General features: G+C 73.6%; 15 protein-coding genes and 2 pseudogenes. 11 read left to right on the top strand and 6 right to left on the bottom strand.

Annotated elements, in window-relative coordinates:
- Positions 1-68: 68 nt before the first annotated feature.
- Positions 69-368, bottom strand: coding sequence for a DUF4193 domain-containing protein (locus tag MVA48_RS01230; RefSeq protein WP_026855473.1), 300 nt, complete (start codon positions 366-368; stop codon positions 69-71).
- Positions 369-672: 304 nt separating this feature from the next.
- On the opposite strand from MVA48_RS01230, the gene MVA48_RS01225 reads away from it, so the two are divergent.
- Entirely contained in the window at positions 673-1,719 is a 1,047-nt protein-coding gene (locus MVA48_RS01225) for a phosphotransferase family protein (RefSeq protein ID WP_246984845.1), read from the top strand.
- A gap of 79 nt (positions 1,720-1,798) precedes the next feature.
- Positions 1,799-2,332 (top strand): LytR C-terminal domain-containing protein, encoded by a 534-nt coding sequence (locus MVA48_RS01220; protein WP_246984842.1) that lies wholly within the window; start codon positions 1,799-1,801, stop codon positions 2,330-2,332.
- Here MVA48_RS01220 and MVA48_RS01215 read toward each other — a convergent pair.
- Positions 2,329-3,153, bottom strand: coding sequence for an inositol monophosphatase family protein (locus MVA48_RS01215; protein ID WP_246984839.1), 825 nt, complete (start codon positions 3,151-3,153; stop codon positions 2,329-2,331). The genes MVA48_RS01220 and MVA48_RS01215 overlap by 4 nt on opposite strands.
- Before the next feature lie 104 nt (positions 3,154-3,257).
- Here MVA48_RS01215 and ppgK point away from each other — a divergent pair, with 104 nt between their 5' ends.
- The 7 genes and pseudogenes from ppgK (at position 3,258) to MVA48_RS01185 (ending at position 10,004) form a co-directional block, all read left to right on the top strand.
- Positions 3,258-4,022, top strand: a complete 765-nt coding sequence (gene ppgK / locus MVA48_RS01210; protein ID WP_246984836.1) for a polyphosphate--glucose phosphotransferase — start codon at positions 3,258-3,260, stop codon at positions 4,020-4,022.
- Positions 4,023-4,575: 553 nt separating this feature from the next.
- Positions 4,576-4,854: pseudogene (locus MVA48_RS23885) on the top strand (RNA polymerase sigma factor); the annotation flags it as partial.
- Positions 4,855-5,071: 217 nt separating this feature from the next.
- Entirely contained in the window at positions 5,072-5,716 is a 645-nt protein-coding gene (locus MVA48_RS01205; protein WP_305852278.1) for an RNA polymerase sigma factor, read from the top strand.
- 555 nt (positions 5,717-6,271) lie between these two features.
- Positions 6,272-6,496: a DUF7455 domain-containing protein gene (locus tag MVA48_RS01200; protein WP_246984834.1), complete on the top strand. Its 225-nt coding sequence runs from the start codon at positions 6,272-6,274 to the stop codon at positions 6,494-6,496.
- A 141-nt stretch (positions 6,497-6,637) separates the two neighbouring features.
- Complete coding sequence (locus MVA48_RS01195; protein ID WP_246984832.1) at positions 6,638-7,363, top strand: hypothetical protein; 726 nt, start codon at positions 6,638-6,640, stop codon at positions 7,361-7,363.
- Positions 7,360-8,847: a VanW family protein gene (locus MVA48_RS01190; RefSeq protein WP_246989026.1), complete on the top strand. Its 1,488-nt coding sequence runs from the start codon at positions 7,360-7,362 to the stop codon at positions 8,845-8,847. Before MVA48_RS01195 ends, MVA48_RS01190 begins: the two co-directional genes overlap by 4 nt.
- Positions 8,848-8,930: 83 nt before the next feature.
- On the top strand, positions 8,931-10,004 hold the full coding sequence (locus tag MVA48_RS01185) for a YihY/virulence factor BrkB family protein (protein WP_246984830.1): 1,074 nt from the start codon (positions 8,931-8,933) through the stop codon (positions 10,002-10,004).
- Between the two features lie 186 nt (positions 10,005-10,190).
- On the opposite strand, the gene MVA48_RS01180 is transcribed toward MVA48_RS01185, so the two are convergent.
- On the bottom strand, positions 10,191-10,421 hold the full coding sequence (locus MVA48_RS01180; protein WP_246984828.1) for a DUF3039 domain-containing protein: 231 nt from the start codon (positions 10,419-10,421) through the stop codon (positions 10,191-10,193).
- Between the two features lie 35 nt (positions 10,422-10,456).
- Between MVA48_RS01180 and MVA48_RS01175 the strand changes: the two genes are divergently transcribed.
- Positions 10,457-11,374 (top strand): pseudouridine-5'-phosphate glycosidase, encoded by a 918-nt coding sequence (locus tag MVA48_RS01175; protein WP_246984826.1) that lies wholly within the window; start codon positions 10,457-10,459, stop codon positions 11,372-11,374.
- Between the two features lie 14 nt (positions 11,375-11,388).
- Positions 11,389-12,195, top strand: a pseudogene (locus MVA48_RS01170) (carbohydrate kinase family protein); the annotation flags it as partial.
- A gap of 53 nt (positions 12,196-12,248) precedes the next feature.
- Here MVA48_RS01170 and MVA48_RS01165 read toward each other — a convergent pair.
- The 3 genes from MVA48_RS01165 to MVA48_RS01155 form a co-directional block, all read right to left on the bottom strand.
- Entirely contained in the window at positions 12,249-12,587 is a 339-nt protein-coding gene (locus MVA48_RS01165; RefSeq protein ID WP_246984824.1) for a DUF3099 domain-containing protein, read from the bottom strand.
- 99 nt (positions 12,588-12,686) lie between these two features.
- Entirely contained in the window at positions 12,687-13,280 is a 594-nt protein-coding gene (locus MVA48_RS01160) for an HhH-GPD-type base excision DNA repair protein (protein WP_246984822.1), read from the bottom strand.
- Positions 13,281-13,341: 61 nt separating this feature from the next.
- Positions 13,342-14,427, bottom strand: a complete 1,086-nt coding sequence (locus MVA48_RS01155; protein ID WP_246984820.1) for a class I SAM-dependent methyltransferase — start codon at positions 14,425-14,427, stop codon at positions 13,342-13,344.
- Between the last annotated feature and the right edge of the window lie 4 nt (positions 14,428-14,431).

Genomic DNA, 14,431 nt, shown 5'->3' with positions numbered 1-14,431 from the left:
GTCCCTCCCGGCCGGCCCCTGCAGGGCCCCACCGCGAGCCTGCGAGCGGTGGGGGGCAGGGGGTGTTTTCAAGCGCAGTCGCGGCAGAACAGCTGGTCGCCGCGCGTGGACGCCAGCCGGCTGCGGTGCTGGACCAGGAAGCAGCGCGAACAGGTGAACTCGTCCTCCTGCTTGGGCAGCACGCGCACGGTGAGCTCCTCGCCGGACAGGTCGGCGCCGGGCAGCTCGAGGTTCTCGTTGAAGTCGGTCTCGTCGACGTCGACGGACGCGCTCTGCGCCTCCGCACGCCGGGCCTTGAGCTCCTCGAGCGAGTCCTCGCCGAGCTCGTCGGCCTCGTTGCGGCGCGGGGCGTCGTAGTCGGTGGCCATTGTGGGTGCCCCTCCTCCGGGGTTCCGCGGGCGTCGTGCCCGCTCGTCTGGCGGCGCGGGGTGTGCGCCGCCGTCCTGCCGGTCGCGGTGGCGACCGGTGGCTCGGGGAGCCGGTCGCCCGTTGGCTGGGGCGTCCGGCACCGTGGTGCGGCCTCCTCCGGTCCGCCGCGGCGGCGGATCGGAAACGACCGGCAGCCCCCCAACGCCGTGCGCCTCCGGTTTGTGCCCGACTCCGAGGAGTCGGCACATCGGGAGGTCTTCCGGGGCTCGGGGGCCGCGGAGCGCCAGAGGTTACCCTGCGCCCGTGGCGACTCCCGTGGGTGCTGACCCGACCGTCGTCGGGCCCTACCTGGCCTCGACGTTCGACGACGAGCGCTGGCGGTCGGTGACCGTCGAGCTGATCGCCGCGGGCATGTCGAACCTCACCTACGTGGTGACGCCGGAGGGCGGCTCGGCCGAGGACGCGGTGATCCTGCGGCGCCCGCCGACGGGCGCCGTCCTGGCCACCGCGCACGACATGGCCCGCGAGCACCGGGTCATCTCCGCGCTCGGCCCGACCGACGTACCGGTCCCCCGGACGCTGCACCTCTGCACCGACGACTCGGTGCTGGGCGCACCGTTCTACGTGATGGAGCGCGTGGCCGGCATCCACGTGGTCAGCGAGTTCCCGCCCGGCTACGCCGACCAGCCGGAGCAGCGCCGTCTCGTCGGCGAGCGGCTGATCGACGTGCTCGCCGATCTGCACTCGGTCGACCACGACGCGGTCGGACTGTCGGACTTCGGCCGGCCCGAGGGATTCGCCGCCCGGCAGGTGCGCCGCTGGACCAAGCAGTGGGACGCGACCCGCGACCGCGAGCGTCCGGGGCTCGACGCCCTCGCCGCCCGGCTGGCCGAGACGGTGCCGACGACGCAGCGGTCGAGCATCGTGCACGGCGACTACCGGCTCGACAACTGCCTCCTCGACCCCGACGAGCCCGGGCGGATCCGTGCGGTGCTCGACTGGGAGATGTCGACCCTCGGCGACCCGCTGACCGACATCGGGATGATGTTCGTCTACTGGCCCGAGGCCGGTGAGGAGCGCGCCTCCTCGATGAGCCCGGTGACGACGCTGCCCGGCTTCCCGACCCGGCGCGAGGTGGCCGAGCGGTACGCGCAGCGCACCGGCGCCGACCTGTCCGACCTCAACTGGTACGTCGGCTTCGCGTTCTTCAAGTTCGCCGCGATCATCGCCGGCATCGTGGCCCGCTCGGCCGCCGGAGCGATGGCCGGCAAGGACACCTCCGGTTACGCGGACCGCATCGACCCGTGCGTGGAGTTGGGACGCGCCGCGCTGGACGACGGTGTCATCTAGCGCGGGGCGGCGACCCTAGACTCCGGACGAGCCGCCTGCCACCCGCAGCGGCCTCGCGACGACGTCGAGGAGTGGGACCGTGGCGCTGCGGACCGAACGCCCGCCGGTGCGCCCGCGCAGCGGCCGCCGCCCGATCCCCCCGCTGATCTTCCTCCTGGTGCTCGCCATCGCGGCCGCCGGCGTGTGGTGGAACGTGCTCCGCACCGAGGAGAAGAGGGCCGCCGAGGAGGAGGCCGCCTGCGAGACGGCCGAGGCGGCCCCGCCGTCCCTTGACCCCGCCACGGTCAACCTGCGCGTCCTCAACGCGACCGACACCGCGGGCCTGGCCAGTCAGGTGGGCGAGGCGCTGGCCGCGCGCGGCTTCGTCGTCGACGAGGTGGGCAACGACGACACCGGCCGCGAGGTCACCGGCGTGGGCGAGCTGCGGCACGGTCCCCGCGGCTCCGAGGCCGCCGAGTTCGTCCGGGTCTTCCTGCCCGGGGCCGGCGACTTCCTCGACACCCGCGCCACCGCGCAGGTCGACGTCGTCGTCGGGCCCGAGTTCAGCACGCTGGCCACCCCGGAGGAGGTCGCCGCGGCGCTCGTGCCCCCGGAGGAAGCCGCCGCCTGCTAGCCGGCCGCGGCGTGCAGGTGGCTGAGCAGCTCGAGGAACGGCTCCGCGATCGAGGGGGCCACCGCGATCGCCATCGGTTCGGCGAACGGCCGGCCGTCCAGGCCGGCGAGGACCAGCCCGGCCTCGGCGGCGATCAGCGCGCCGGCCCCGTGGTCCCAGGGGTTGAGATCCAGCTCGTAGTAGGCGTCGACGCGCCCGGCCGCCGCGGAGCACAGGTCCAGCGCGGCGCTGCCGTTGCGCCGGATGTCGCGCACCCGCGTCACGAGCTGGGCCACCACCGCGCCCTGGGCGCGGCGCTGCTCCACCTGGTAGCCGAAGCCGGTCGCGACCAGCGTCTGCTCGAGCGACGCCGGCCGGCTGCCGTGCAGCCGGACCGGGTCCGGCCTGCCGGGAGCGTCGAGCTGGGCGCCCTCCCCCGAGACGGCGGTGAAGGTCTCGCCGGTCGCCACGTTGAGGACGACGCCCGCCCGCACGACGCCGTCGACCTCGGCGGCGATCGAGACGGCGTACGCCGGGAAGTCGTAGAGGAAGTTCACGGTGCCGTCGATCGGGTCGACGACCCACCGGACGCCGCTGGTGCCCGGGCGGGACGCACCCTCCTCCCCCAGCACGCCGTCGTCCGGGCGCGCGGTCAGCAGCCGCCCCACGATCAGCTCCTCGCTGGCCTTGTCGACGGCGGTGACGACGTCGACCGGGCTGGACTTGACGTCGACGGAGTCGGCGGCCGACGCCCGGCCCCGGCGGACCAGCTCGGCCGCCTCCCGGGCGACGGCTACGGCGAGATCGAGCAGGGCACGCGGATCGGCGGCGGATGCGCTCACGCGGTCATCCTGCCGGGCCCACGTCCCGGCCCTCTCGCAGGGACCCGACCGCGAGCGTGCGAGCGGTTGGGGGGCGAGAAGGCCCTTTCATTACGCTGACGCCCGTGCAGGGGTTCGGCGTGGACATCGGCGGCAGCGGCATCAAGGGGTGCCTGGTCGACCTCGACCAGGGTCGGCTCGTCGGCGACCGGTTGCGCGTGGAGACCCCGCAGCCGTCCCTGCCCGACCCGGTGTGCGACGTCGTGGCCGGCATCGTCGGAAGCTTCGGGTGGACCGGCCGGGTCGGCGTGACGTTCCCCGGCGTGATGAAGCACGGGGTGGCGCACACCGCGGCCAACGTCGAGAAGACCTGGATCGGCACCGACGTCGACGCGCTGCTGGACCAGCGGATCCCGGGCACCGTCGAGACGCTCAACGACGCCGACGCCGCGGGCATCGCCGAGATGCGCTACGGCGCCGGTCGCGACAAGGACGGCGTCGTCCTCATGCTGACCTTCGGCACCGGCATCGGCAGCGCGCTGTTCGTCGACGGGCACCTGGTGCCCAACACCGAGTTCGGCCACATCCAGGTCGACGGCGAGGACGGCGAGCGGCGGGCATCCGCGGCGGCCCGGGAGCGGGAGGGGCTCAGCTACCCCGAGTGGGCCCGGCGGGTGGACCGGTACCTCGACGTGCTGGAGGCCGGTGTCTGGCCGGACCTGATCATCGTCGGCGGCGGAGTGAGCAAGAAGGCGGACAAGTGGGTGCCGCTGCTCTCGACGCGCACGCCGGTCGTTCCGGCCCAGCTGCAGAACGACGCCGGCATCGTGGGCGCGGCGCTGGCGGCGCACGAGCGGCCCGATGTCGTGAGCACGCCTCCGAACGGGTGAGGGGCGAGTGAACCCTGAGGCGGGGCGCTTCAGCCGGGCGGGGTTCCGGCCGATGCAGCCATCGGGCCGATCCCCCGCACCGAGCTCGCCGGACGCCTCGTGGGAGCGAGGTTGACGGAACCGAGGCGGTGGCTTCGCCCGCGCACGTCGTTACAATGAGGACGCCCCAGCCCGTCGCCCTCCAGCCGGGAGGGATCCCCTGCCCGTCCAGCGGTGAAACGCCGCGCCGGTCTGCCGGGTCCCCCGTCTGCCCAGGACGTGGACCGGAGCCGCTGCCCGAGGACCAGACGGCCCTCCGGGGAACGAACCCAGCACGGGAAGGAACCTGAGTGCCCGCCGACCAGCCAGCACCGGAAGCAGCCGACGCGAGCACCACGAAGCGCGTGAGGGCCGCCGCCGGCACCCGGGCTTCCCGGACCACCGCCGCAGCGAAGCCGGCGAAGGCGGTCCCGGCCGACGCGGGAACGGCCGCCGCGAAGCCGGCCCCCGGAAGAAGGCCGGCGCGAAGGCCAAGCCGACCGTCGTCCCCTCGCCCGGCACCGGTGAGGGCAGCGTGCTGACCGCCGTCGCCACCGACGACTCCGCAGTCGCGGTCATCGACGGCAGCGAGGGCCTCAAGCTCGACGAGACCGTCGTCGCCGGCCCGGACGGGCCCGCCGTCGAGGCCGCCGCCGAGGAGGAGGCGGCCGCCACCGAGGGCGGCGACTTCGAGTGGGACGACGAGGAGGAGTCCGAGGCGCTGCGGCAGGCCCGCAAGGACGCCGAGCTCACCGCGTCCGCCGACTCCGTCCGCGCCTACCTCAAGCAGATCGGCAAGGTCGCGCTGCTCAACGCCGAGGAGGAGGTCGACCTCGCCAAGCGCATCGAGGCCGGGCTCTACGGCGCCGAGCGCCTCCGCCAGGTCGAGGAGGAGGGCCAGAAGATCTCGCCGCAGATGCGGCGCGACCTCAACTGGATCGTCCGCGACGGCGAGCGCGCCAAGAACCACCTGCTCGAGGCCAACCTGCGCCTCGTGGTCTCCCCTCGCCAAGCGCTACACCGGCCGCGGCATGGCGTTCCTGGACCTGATCCAGGAGGGCAACCTCGGCCTGATCCGCGCGGTCGAGAAGTTCGACTACACCAAGGGCTACAAGTTCTCCACCTACGCCACCTGGTGGATCCGCCAGGCGATCACCCGCGCCATGGCCGACCAGGCCCGCACCATCCGCATCCCGGTGCACATGGTCGAGGTCATCAACAAGCTCGGCCGCATCCAGCGCGAGCTGCTCCAGGACCTGGGCCGCGAGCCCACCCCGGAGGAGCTGGCCAAGGAGATGGACATCACCCCGGACAAGGTGCTGGAGATCCAGCAGTACGCCCGGGAGCCGATCAGCCTCGACCAGACCATCGGCGACGAGGGCGACAGCCAGCTCGGCGACTTCATCGAGGACTCCGAGGCCGTGGTGGCGGTCGACGCGGTGAGCTTCACACTCATGCAGGACCAGCTGACCAGCGTGCTGCAGACGCTCTCGGAGCGGGAGGCCGGCGTCGTCCGGCTGCGGTTCGGCCTCACCGACGGCCAGCCGCGCACCCTGGACGAGATCGGCCAGGTCTACGGCGTGACCCGTGAGCGGATCCGGCAGATCGAGTCGAAGACGATGTCGAAGCTGCGCCACCCGAGCCGCTCGCAGGTCCTCAGGGATTACCTGGACTAGGAGACCGGCGGGTCGTCCCGAGTGGGCCCCGGAGGGGTCCGCGCAGGGACGAGTGCGGGGCTCCACGCCGCCGGGGGACGGCACGTGGCCGCGAGGCGGTCCGGAGGACCGGCGGGTCGTCCCGAGTGGGCCCCGGAGGGGTCCGCGAAGGGGCGAGTGCGGGGCTCCACGCCGCCGGGGGGCGGCTCGTGGCCGCGGTGCGGTCCGGAGGACCGCCGTGTGATGGCACCCGGAAGGGTCACAGTGTCATTGCGATCGGTGTGCGCGGACATCGCCCGGGTAGACGGCGTAGCGTGGGTGTCGTTCAAGACAGCAGCGGACCCATCGACGTCCCGGACCTCGGGGCGGCGGACTGACCACCAGCACGTGCACCACCCGAACCACCCAGACGGTCCCCTGCTGAGCCCGCTCCACCACGAGCCACGTGCATCACGGACTCATCTCTTTCGGCGAGTCCATGGTCACAGGGGTTCGGAACGGGAACACGAGGGGCCATCCTGGCGCTGTGCAGGAGGCCGATCCGCAGCCGCGGGTCCGTGCGGTAGAGAGCGAGTGATGAGCCAGATGACCCCGACGCTGACGACGACCCCGCCCACCGACGACCTCGTCGTTCCTTTCCACTGCGACCGCTGTGGGGCCCTGGCCAAGGTGCGAGTGGTTCTGGCCAACGGCAGTGACCTCGTGTTCTGCGGCCACCACGCACGTGAGTACGAGGGCAAGCTCCGCGACATCGCCGTCGACATCATCGACACAGACGGCGAGCAGCGCGTCACTGCGTGAGGAAGGCGATATCGTCGCGCCGCGATGACCGCCTCACCCGACGACGCCGCCGCGTCCTCCGTTCCGCCTCGTGCGGGTGGAGGGCCGGCGGCTCCGTCGTTCTCGGGGACCGCCGGTCCACGGACACCGGAGGACTCCCCCATGACGCAGCGTCCTGTGCTGAGTGACGACACGGTGCGCCACGAGCGTGCGTCCGACGAGACCGTGCGCATGCGCGGCGACGCCCCGGACATGCGCCCCTCGCCGGCGCCGCCCGCGCCCGACGACGAGATGGACGACGACACCCGGCCCGTGACGCGCGACTGGCTCCTCGGCGCACCCGACGGGCCCCTGGACGCCGGGCGCCCGGACGGCGGGCCCGCGGACGGCGGGCCCGCAGACGCCGGACCCCCGGACGCCGGACCCGCTCACGCCGTGCCTCCGGCACCGGCCGGCACGGCCGCCGCGGCCGAGCCGCCGGCCGACGACGACTACCGCACCGAGGCCTACGACCTGTCCGATCCCGCGCCGACGGCCGCGCAGGCACCGGCCGAGGCGGCCGGCGCACCGGCCACCGCCGAGCTCGACTCCACCGACGGCCCGCCTCCCGGCGCGGACCCGGCCGGGGAGGGACCGCGTGGACCGTGGTGGCGGCGACGCGCCGTCCTCGTGCCGGCCGGCGCCCTGGTGTTGCTCGGCACCGCGTACGGGGCCGACCTGCTCGTCTCCGACGGCGAGATCCCGCGCTCCACCGTCGTCGCCGGCGTGGACATCAGCGGCCTGTCCCCCGCTGCCGCTGCGAGCGTGCTCGAGCAGGAGCTGGCCCCTCGCGTCGAGGCCGAGCACCAGGTGCGGGCCGACGACGTGACGGCACCGTTCTCCCCCTGACCGCCGGGATCTCGCTGGACGTCGACGCCACGATCGACGCGGCCGACGACCAGCCGCTCAACCCGTGGACCCGGCTGACCAGCTTCTTCCGCGACCGTGAGGTCGAGCCCACGTTCACCGGCGAGGAGACCGCGCTCGCCGCCCAGATCGACACGCTCGCCCAACAGGTCGACCGGGCCCCCGTCGACGCCTCGATCGTCATCGAGGGCACGACGCCGACGGTCACCGAACCGGCCGACGGGCGCTCCCTCGACCGCGAGGGCGCCGCCGAGGCGGTCTTCGACGCGCTGCAGACCGGCGCCGACCCGGCCACGCCGATCGAGCTGCCGGTCGACGTCACCCCGGTGAACGTGGACGCCGCCGAGGCGCAGCGGGTGCTCGACGAGACCGTGACGCCGGCGCTCTCGGCGCCGGTCTCGGTGGTCGTCGAGGGGAAGCCGGACACCGCCGAGGTGTCGGTCGCCGCGATCGCGGCCTCGCTCACGTTCACACCCCAGGAGGACGGCGTCCTGGCCGTCGGCATCGACCCCGCCAAGCTGGAGGCGGCCCTGGGGGACGAGCTCGACGTGTTCGGCAGCGGCGCCCGGGACGCCCGCTTCGAGATCTCCGGCGGGGCGGTCACCGTCGTCCCCTCGGTGGACGGCACCGGCGTCGCGCCCGCGACGCTGGCCGAGCAGCTGCTGCCCGTCCTCACCCGGACCGAGGACCGGACCGTCACCGCGACGCTCGGACCCGTGCCCGCCGATCTGACCACCGAAGAGGCGCAGGCCCTCGGCATCAAGGAGGAGATCGGCAGCTTCACGACGAACATCGGCAACCCCAACAGCGGCGAGAACATCCGGGTCGTCGCCGCGGAGGTCGACGGTCACGTCGTCCTGCCGGGCGAGACGTTCAGCCTCAACGGTTTCACCGGCCCCCGGGGCACGGCGCAGGGCTACGTCGAGGCCGGCGTCATCAACAACGGCGAGTTCACGACCGCGGTCGGCGGCGGGATCAGCCAGTTCGCCACCACGATGTTCAACGCGGTGTTCTTCTCCGGCCTCGAGGACGTGTTCCACAAGCCGCACAGCTACTACATCAGCCGGTACCCGGCCGGGCGCGAGGCGACGGTCTACTACGACTCGATCGACCTGGTGTGGAAGAACGACAGCGACACCGGCGTCTACATCGACACTACCTGGACGCCGGGGACGATCACCGTCACCTTCTACGGGACCAAGCGCTACGAGATCCAGTCGATCAGCAGCGACCGCTACAACCACCGCTCCCCCGTCGTCCAGGAGAAGCCGGACGACGGCAACTGCAGCCCGCAGGGTGGCTCCACCGGCTTCGACATCACCGTCACCCGGGTCTTCCGCGACCTGGCATCGGGTGCGGAGGTCAAGCGGGAGGAGTTCTACACCCGGTACGCGGCCGAGCCGATCATCCGGTGCGTCCCGCCGGCAGCGGACACCACACCGCCCGCCGAGACGCCCACCGACTGAACCCGGTCCCGCCGACCGGGCGAGTCGGGCGCGTCCCACCTGCTCGGGCACGGGGGACGACGTCCGGCGTGCACACTGAGCGGATGAGCACGGTCCTGCCCAGCGGGTCGCCGGCGCCCGCCGGCGGCGAGGCGTTGCGCACGACCGCACCGCACGTGGCGGACGGAAGGCCCGCCGCGGACCAGGACGGAGCCTCTCCCGGCGGTCGTCTGGCCTCCTGGCCCGCGCCCATCCGGGTGCCGCTGCAGGTGCTGGGCCGGGCGCTGGCCAAGGCCTGGCAGGACCGCATCCTCGGCCTCTCCGCCGAGGCGGCGTTCTGGCAGATCCTGTCCGTACCGCCGCTGCTGATCGGGCTGCTCGGGTCGCTGGGCTACCTGAGCTCCTTCATCGGCGGCGACTCGGTCCGCCAGATCGAGGACCAGCTGCTGAACGTGTCGGCCGAGGTCCTCACGTCCGACGTCGTCGACGACCTCGTGGCGCCGACCCTCAACGAGATCCTCGGCTCGGGCCGCCTCGACCTGCTGAGTCTCGGGTTCCTGCTGTCCCTGTGGGCAGGATCGTCGGCGACCGCCACCTTCATGAACACGATCGTCATCGCCTACGACCAGCGCGACGTCCGCGGGCCGATCCGCACCCGGCTCAAGGCGCTGTGGCTGTTCGTCGTCGGCCTGGGCATGGCGGTGCTGACCCTGCCGCTCCTCGTCCTCGGCCGCGAGGTGCTGGTGGGCATGCTGCCCCAGGACTGGCGCGCCACGGCGGCCGTGCTGGTCAACGCCGTCTACTGGCCGCTGGTGCTGGTCGGCCTGCTGCTGGCGCTCACGAGCTTCTACCACGTCGTCCTGGCCGACCGGCTGCCCTGGCGGCGGCACCTGCCCGGGGCGTTGCTGGCCCTGGGGTTCTTCCTCGTCGCCGCCCTGCTGCTGCGTGCCTACGTCGGGGACATCCTCATCACCGCGCTGCCCTACGGAGCCCTGGCGGCCCCGATCGGCGCGCTGCTGTTCTGCTTCTCCTTCGGCATGGCCGTGCTGCTGGGCGCCGAACTCAACGCCGCGATCCAGGAGCGCTGGCCGGCGCCGCTGCGCCGCCACGAGCAGCGCCGCCGGAAGCGCCGCCAGGCCAAGCTCGAGGCCGAGGCCCGCCGGCTCGGGCTGCTCTGATAATTGCGGTCCTCCGGACCGCACCGCTATGACATCGCGGTCCTCCGGACCGCACCGCTATGACATCGCGGTCCTCCGGACCGCACCGCGGGCAGGAGCCGTCCCCTGCTGCGACGAGCGCGTCCTTCGGTCCTGCGCGGACCCCTCCGGGGTCCACTCGAACCGAACCGGGGTGACGCTCCCCTGCTACTTGCGCAGCTGGTCGTAGATCTCCTTGCAGGCCGGGCAGACGGGGCTGCCGGGCTTGGCGGTCTTGGTGACCGGGAAGACCTCGCCGCACAACGCCTCGACCAGGGTGCCCATGACGGCGCTCTCGGCGATCTTGTTCTTCTTCACGTAGTGGAAGACCTCGTTGGCGTTGCCGGTGTCGCCCTCGCGGACGTCGGGCCGCTCGAGGATGTCGCTCTGACTCACCATGAACTCCCTGATCGACTGCCCACCATGATGTCAGGGTGACGCACGGTTCCCCCACCCTCTCCCCCGAGGTCGCCGACGCCCTGAGCGCCGGCCGACCCGTCGTCGCCCTCGAGAGCACGTTGCTGGCCCACGGCCTGCCGCGGCCGGACAACCGGGCCGCCGCCGACGAGGTGGAGGCTGCGGTCCGCAGAGGCGGCGCGGTGCCGGCCACGATCGCCGTCCTGGACGGCGTCCCGCACGTCGGTCTGACCGGCGCGGAGGTCGACCGGATCTGCGCCGACCCCGACCTGGCCAAGCTGGGCGTCCGCGACCTGCCCGTGGCCGCCGCCCTCGGGCGGAGCGGCGCCACGACCGTCTCCAGCACGGCACTGCTCGCCGCCGCGGCGGGGATCGGGGTCTTCGCCACGGGCGGCCTCGGCGGGGTGCACCGGCAGGCGGCCGACACCTTCGACGAGTCCGCCGACCTCACCGCGCTGGCGCGCACGTCGCTCGTCGTCGTCTGCGCCGGCGTCAAGTCCATCCTCGACGTGCCGGCCACCCTGGAGCGGCTCGAGTCGCTGTCGGTGACCGTGGTCGGCTACGGGACGACGACCTTCCCCGGCTTCTACGTCGCCGACTCCGGGTCGACGCTCGACTGGGCCGTCGACAGCCCCGAGCAGGCCGCCGCGGTCTTCGCCGCGCGCCGCGAGCTGGCCCCCGGCGCAGTCGTCGTCACCAACCCCCTGCCGCTCGACGAGCAGCTCGACCCGGTGCTGCACGATCGCGTCATCGCCGGGGCCCTCGCCGCTGCCGAGGAGGCCGGGGTCCGCGGCAAGGACGTCACGCCCTTCGTGCTCGACCACCTGCACCGCGAGAGCGGGGGCGCCACGCTGGCGGTCAACGTCCGGCTGGTGCTGCGCAACGCCGAGCTGGCCGGCCGGATCGCGAGCGCGCTCGCCGGAGCGGCGCGCTGAGCGGCACCCCGCCGGTGGTCGTCGTCGGGGACGTCGCCACCGACGTGGTCGCGGTGCTGGCCGGAGCGCCCGCGCCGGGCTCGGACCGCCCGGCCGCGATCCGCACGCGCGGCGGCGGGGCCGGCGCCAACGTCGCCGCGCACCTGGCGCAGCTCGGTGTCCCCGTCGTCCTCGCGGGCTGCGTGGGGGACGACGCCCCGGGAGCCGGTCTGGTCGCGGAGCTCACCGCGGCCGGGGTCCGGCTGGCCCTCAGGACGGTGCCGGGCGTGCCCACCGGCACGATCATCAGCCTCGTCGAGCCCGGTGGGCAGCGCAGCATGCTCGCCGACCGCGGCGCCAACCTGCACCTCCGCCCCGAGGACGTCCCGACGCCCTCCGCCGGCCACCTGCACCTGTCCGGCTACACGCTGCTCGACCCGGGACCCCGCGACGCCGGTCTCGCAGCGATCGAGGCCGCGGTCGCCGCCGGCCGCACCGTGTCGGTGGACCCGGCCTCGAGCGGCCCGCTGGCCGCCTACGGCGTCGACCGGTGGCTCGCGGACACGGCGGCCGCGACGCTCCTGCTGCCCAACGCGGACGAGGCCCGGCTGCTGAGCGGTTGCGCCGACCCGGCCGACGCGGCGCGCGCGCTGGCCGGCCGGCACGCCGTGGTCGCCGTCAGCCTCGGCGCCGACGGTGCCCTGTGGGCCTCCGGAGACGTGCTGGTCCACCGGCCGGCGCACCCGACGACCGTCGTCGACACCACGGGCGCGGGGGACGCGTTCGCGGCGGCCCTGCTGGCGGCGTGGCTGGCGGGCGCGGAGCCGGCGTCAGCTCTCGACGCCGGGCTCGCCCGCGCGGCGGACGTGGTGCGCCGCCGGGAGCCCGGTGAGGATCAGCCGTCGATGACGTGGCGGGGGCGGCTCTCCAGCACCCGGTCGGGGCGGGCGTCGTACCGGTTGACGTGCAGCTTCTTCTTCGGCGGCGCGTCGTTGGCCATGATCACCGCGATCCAGGGCAGCACGGTCCCGAGCACCGCGAAGATCAGCATCAGCCAGACGATCTGGTAGAAGGCCGCGGCGAGGACGATGAAGACGATCCTGATGCCCATCGTGATCGCGTAGCGCTTCTTCCGTGCGTCGTGCTGCTCGGCCAGGCTCGGCTGGGCCTCGGTGATCAGCACCGGCTCGGGCTTGCGGGGCCGCGGGAACTGCTGGCTCCAGGCCACGGGCATCCATCCCCTCCGCCGACCGGTGCGCCGGTCAGCCCGGCGCCCCCTGGTCCGCGCCCCATCGTGCCACCGGGACGGGCCCGACGCTCGTGCCCCCGGGCGCTACTTCCCGGCCGCCTCGCGGCCGGCCTTGGCGGCCTGCTTCTGCTCCTGCTTGAAGGCCCGGACCTCGGCCAGCGACTCGGGTCCGGTGATGTCTGCGACCGAGCGGCGCGAGCCCTCGAGCCCGTAGTCCCCGGCCGCCTCCCGCCAGCCCGGCGGCGTCACCCCGACCTGCTTCCCCAGCAGCGCGAGGAAGATCTTCGCCTTCTGCGCACCGAACCCCGGTAGCTCGTTCAGCCGCTCCAGCAGGGTGGCGCCGTCCGGCGCGTCGGCCCACAGCCGCTCGGCACGCCCGTCGTACCGGTCCAGCAGCATCCGGCACAGCTCCTGGGTGCGACCGGCCATCGACCCCGGGTACCGGTGCAGTGCGGGCGGCCCCTGGAAGACGCGCACCAGCTGCGCGGCGTCCATGGCGGCCAGCTGCCCCGCGTCGAGCACGTCGACCGCCAGCCGGTCGGCCAGCAACCGGGGTGCGCCGAACGCCCGCTCCATCGGGAACTGCTGGTCGAGCAGCATCCCGATCAGCAGCGCGAGCGGGTCGCGGCCGAGCAGCTCGTCGGCGGCGGCGTCCTGGGCGATGCGGAGGGTCGGCACGCTCGTATCGTGCCCGGCCGGGCAGCGGACGCAATCCCCGGGGCGATGCCGGAACCGGGTCTCACCCGAGAGTGCAGACGTAGTAGGCGTTCTGCGGGTCGGTCTCGATCGCCCTGACCGCGACGTCGACGAAGCCGGCCTCGCCGAGCATGCGCAGGGCGGTCTGCCGTCCCCACATCGTGCCGAGCCCGACCCCGTCGAGGCCGAGGGAGACCGGCATGCAGTGCAGCAGCGAGCACGTGTAGAGGAACGTCGCCAGCGGCATGTCGATGTTGTCGGCCACCTCGCTGGACCCGGTGATGTCCACCATGAGGAATATCCCGTCCGGCCGCAGCGCCCGCGCGATCGCGGCCAGCACCTGTGCCGGCTGCGCCTGGTCGTGGATGGCGTCGAAGGCGGTGATCAGATCGAAGGCGTCGGCCCGGTCGACGCCGGCGACGTCCTGGACCTCGAAGCGGGCGTTGGGCAGACCGCAGGCGGCCGCCTCGGCGCGTGCCCGGTCGATGGCCTCGGGCGAGAAGTCGTAGCCGACGAAGCGGCTGGCCGGGTAGGCCCGCGCCATCAGGTTCACCGCGTGGCCCGAGCCGCAGCCGAAATCGGCGACATCGATGCCGGCGGTCAACCGTTCGGGGAGCCCGGGGACCAGCGGCAGGATCGTGTCGAGCAGCGAGGCGTCGTTGACCGCGGCGCTGTCCTCGGCCATCACCTCGTGGAAGCGGCTGAAGGCCGAGTAGGGCACGCCGCCGCCGGAGCGGAACGCCGCCACGACCAGCTGCTCGGCCTCGGCGAGCATGGGGATGTACTGGCACAGCCGGGCCAGGTTGTCCGGCCCGGCGGCTCGGGTCAGCACGGCGGCGTGCTCGGGAGGCAGTCGGTAGGTGCGGTCCGAGGCGTCGTGCTCCACCACCCGGGCCACGGTCAACGCCGCCAGCCATTCGCGCACGTAGCGCTCCTGCAGCCCGGCGGCCTGCGCGATCTGCTCCGAGGTGGCGTCGTCCGATCCCGCCATGACGTCGAACAGCCCGAGCTGGTCGCCGATGCTGCACTGCAGCACCAGGCTGGCGGCGTCGAGGGCGCCGACCATCCGGTCGGCAAAAGCCTCCGCCCGCTGCTCGTCGGTCGGGCGGTGCTGCATGCGAGTGGTCATGGTC

The sequence above is a fragment of the Blastococcus sp. PRF04-17 genome, assembly GCF_023016265.1.
Lineage (GTDB): Bacteria > Actinomycetota > Actinomycetes > Mycobacteriales > Geodermatophilaceae > Blastococcus_B.
The sequence above is the reverse complement of the archived record's forward strand: the minus strand, read 5'-3'. Positions and strand labels throughout refer to the sequence as shown.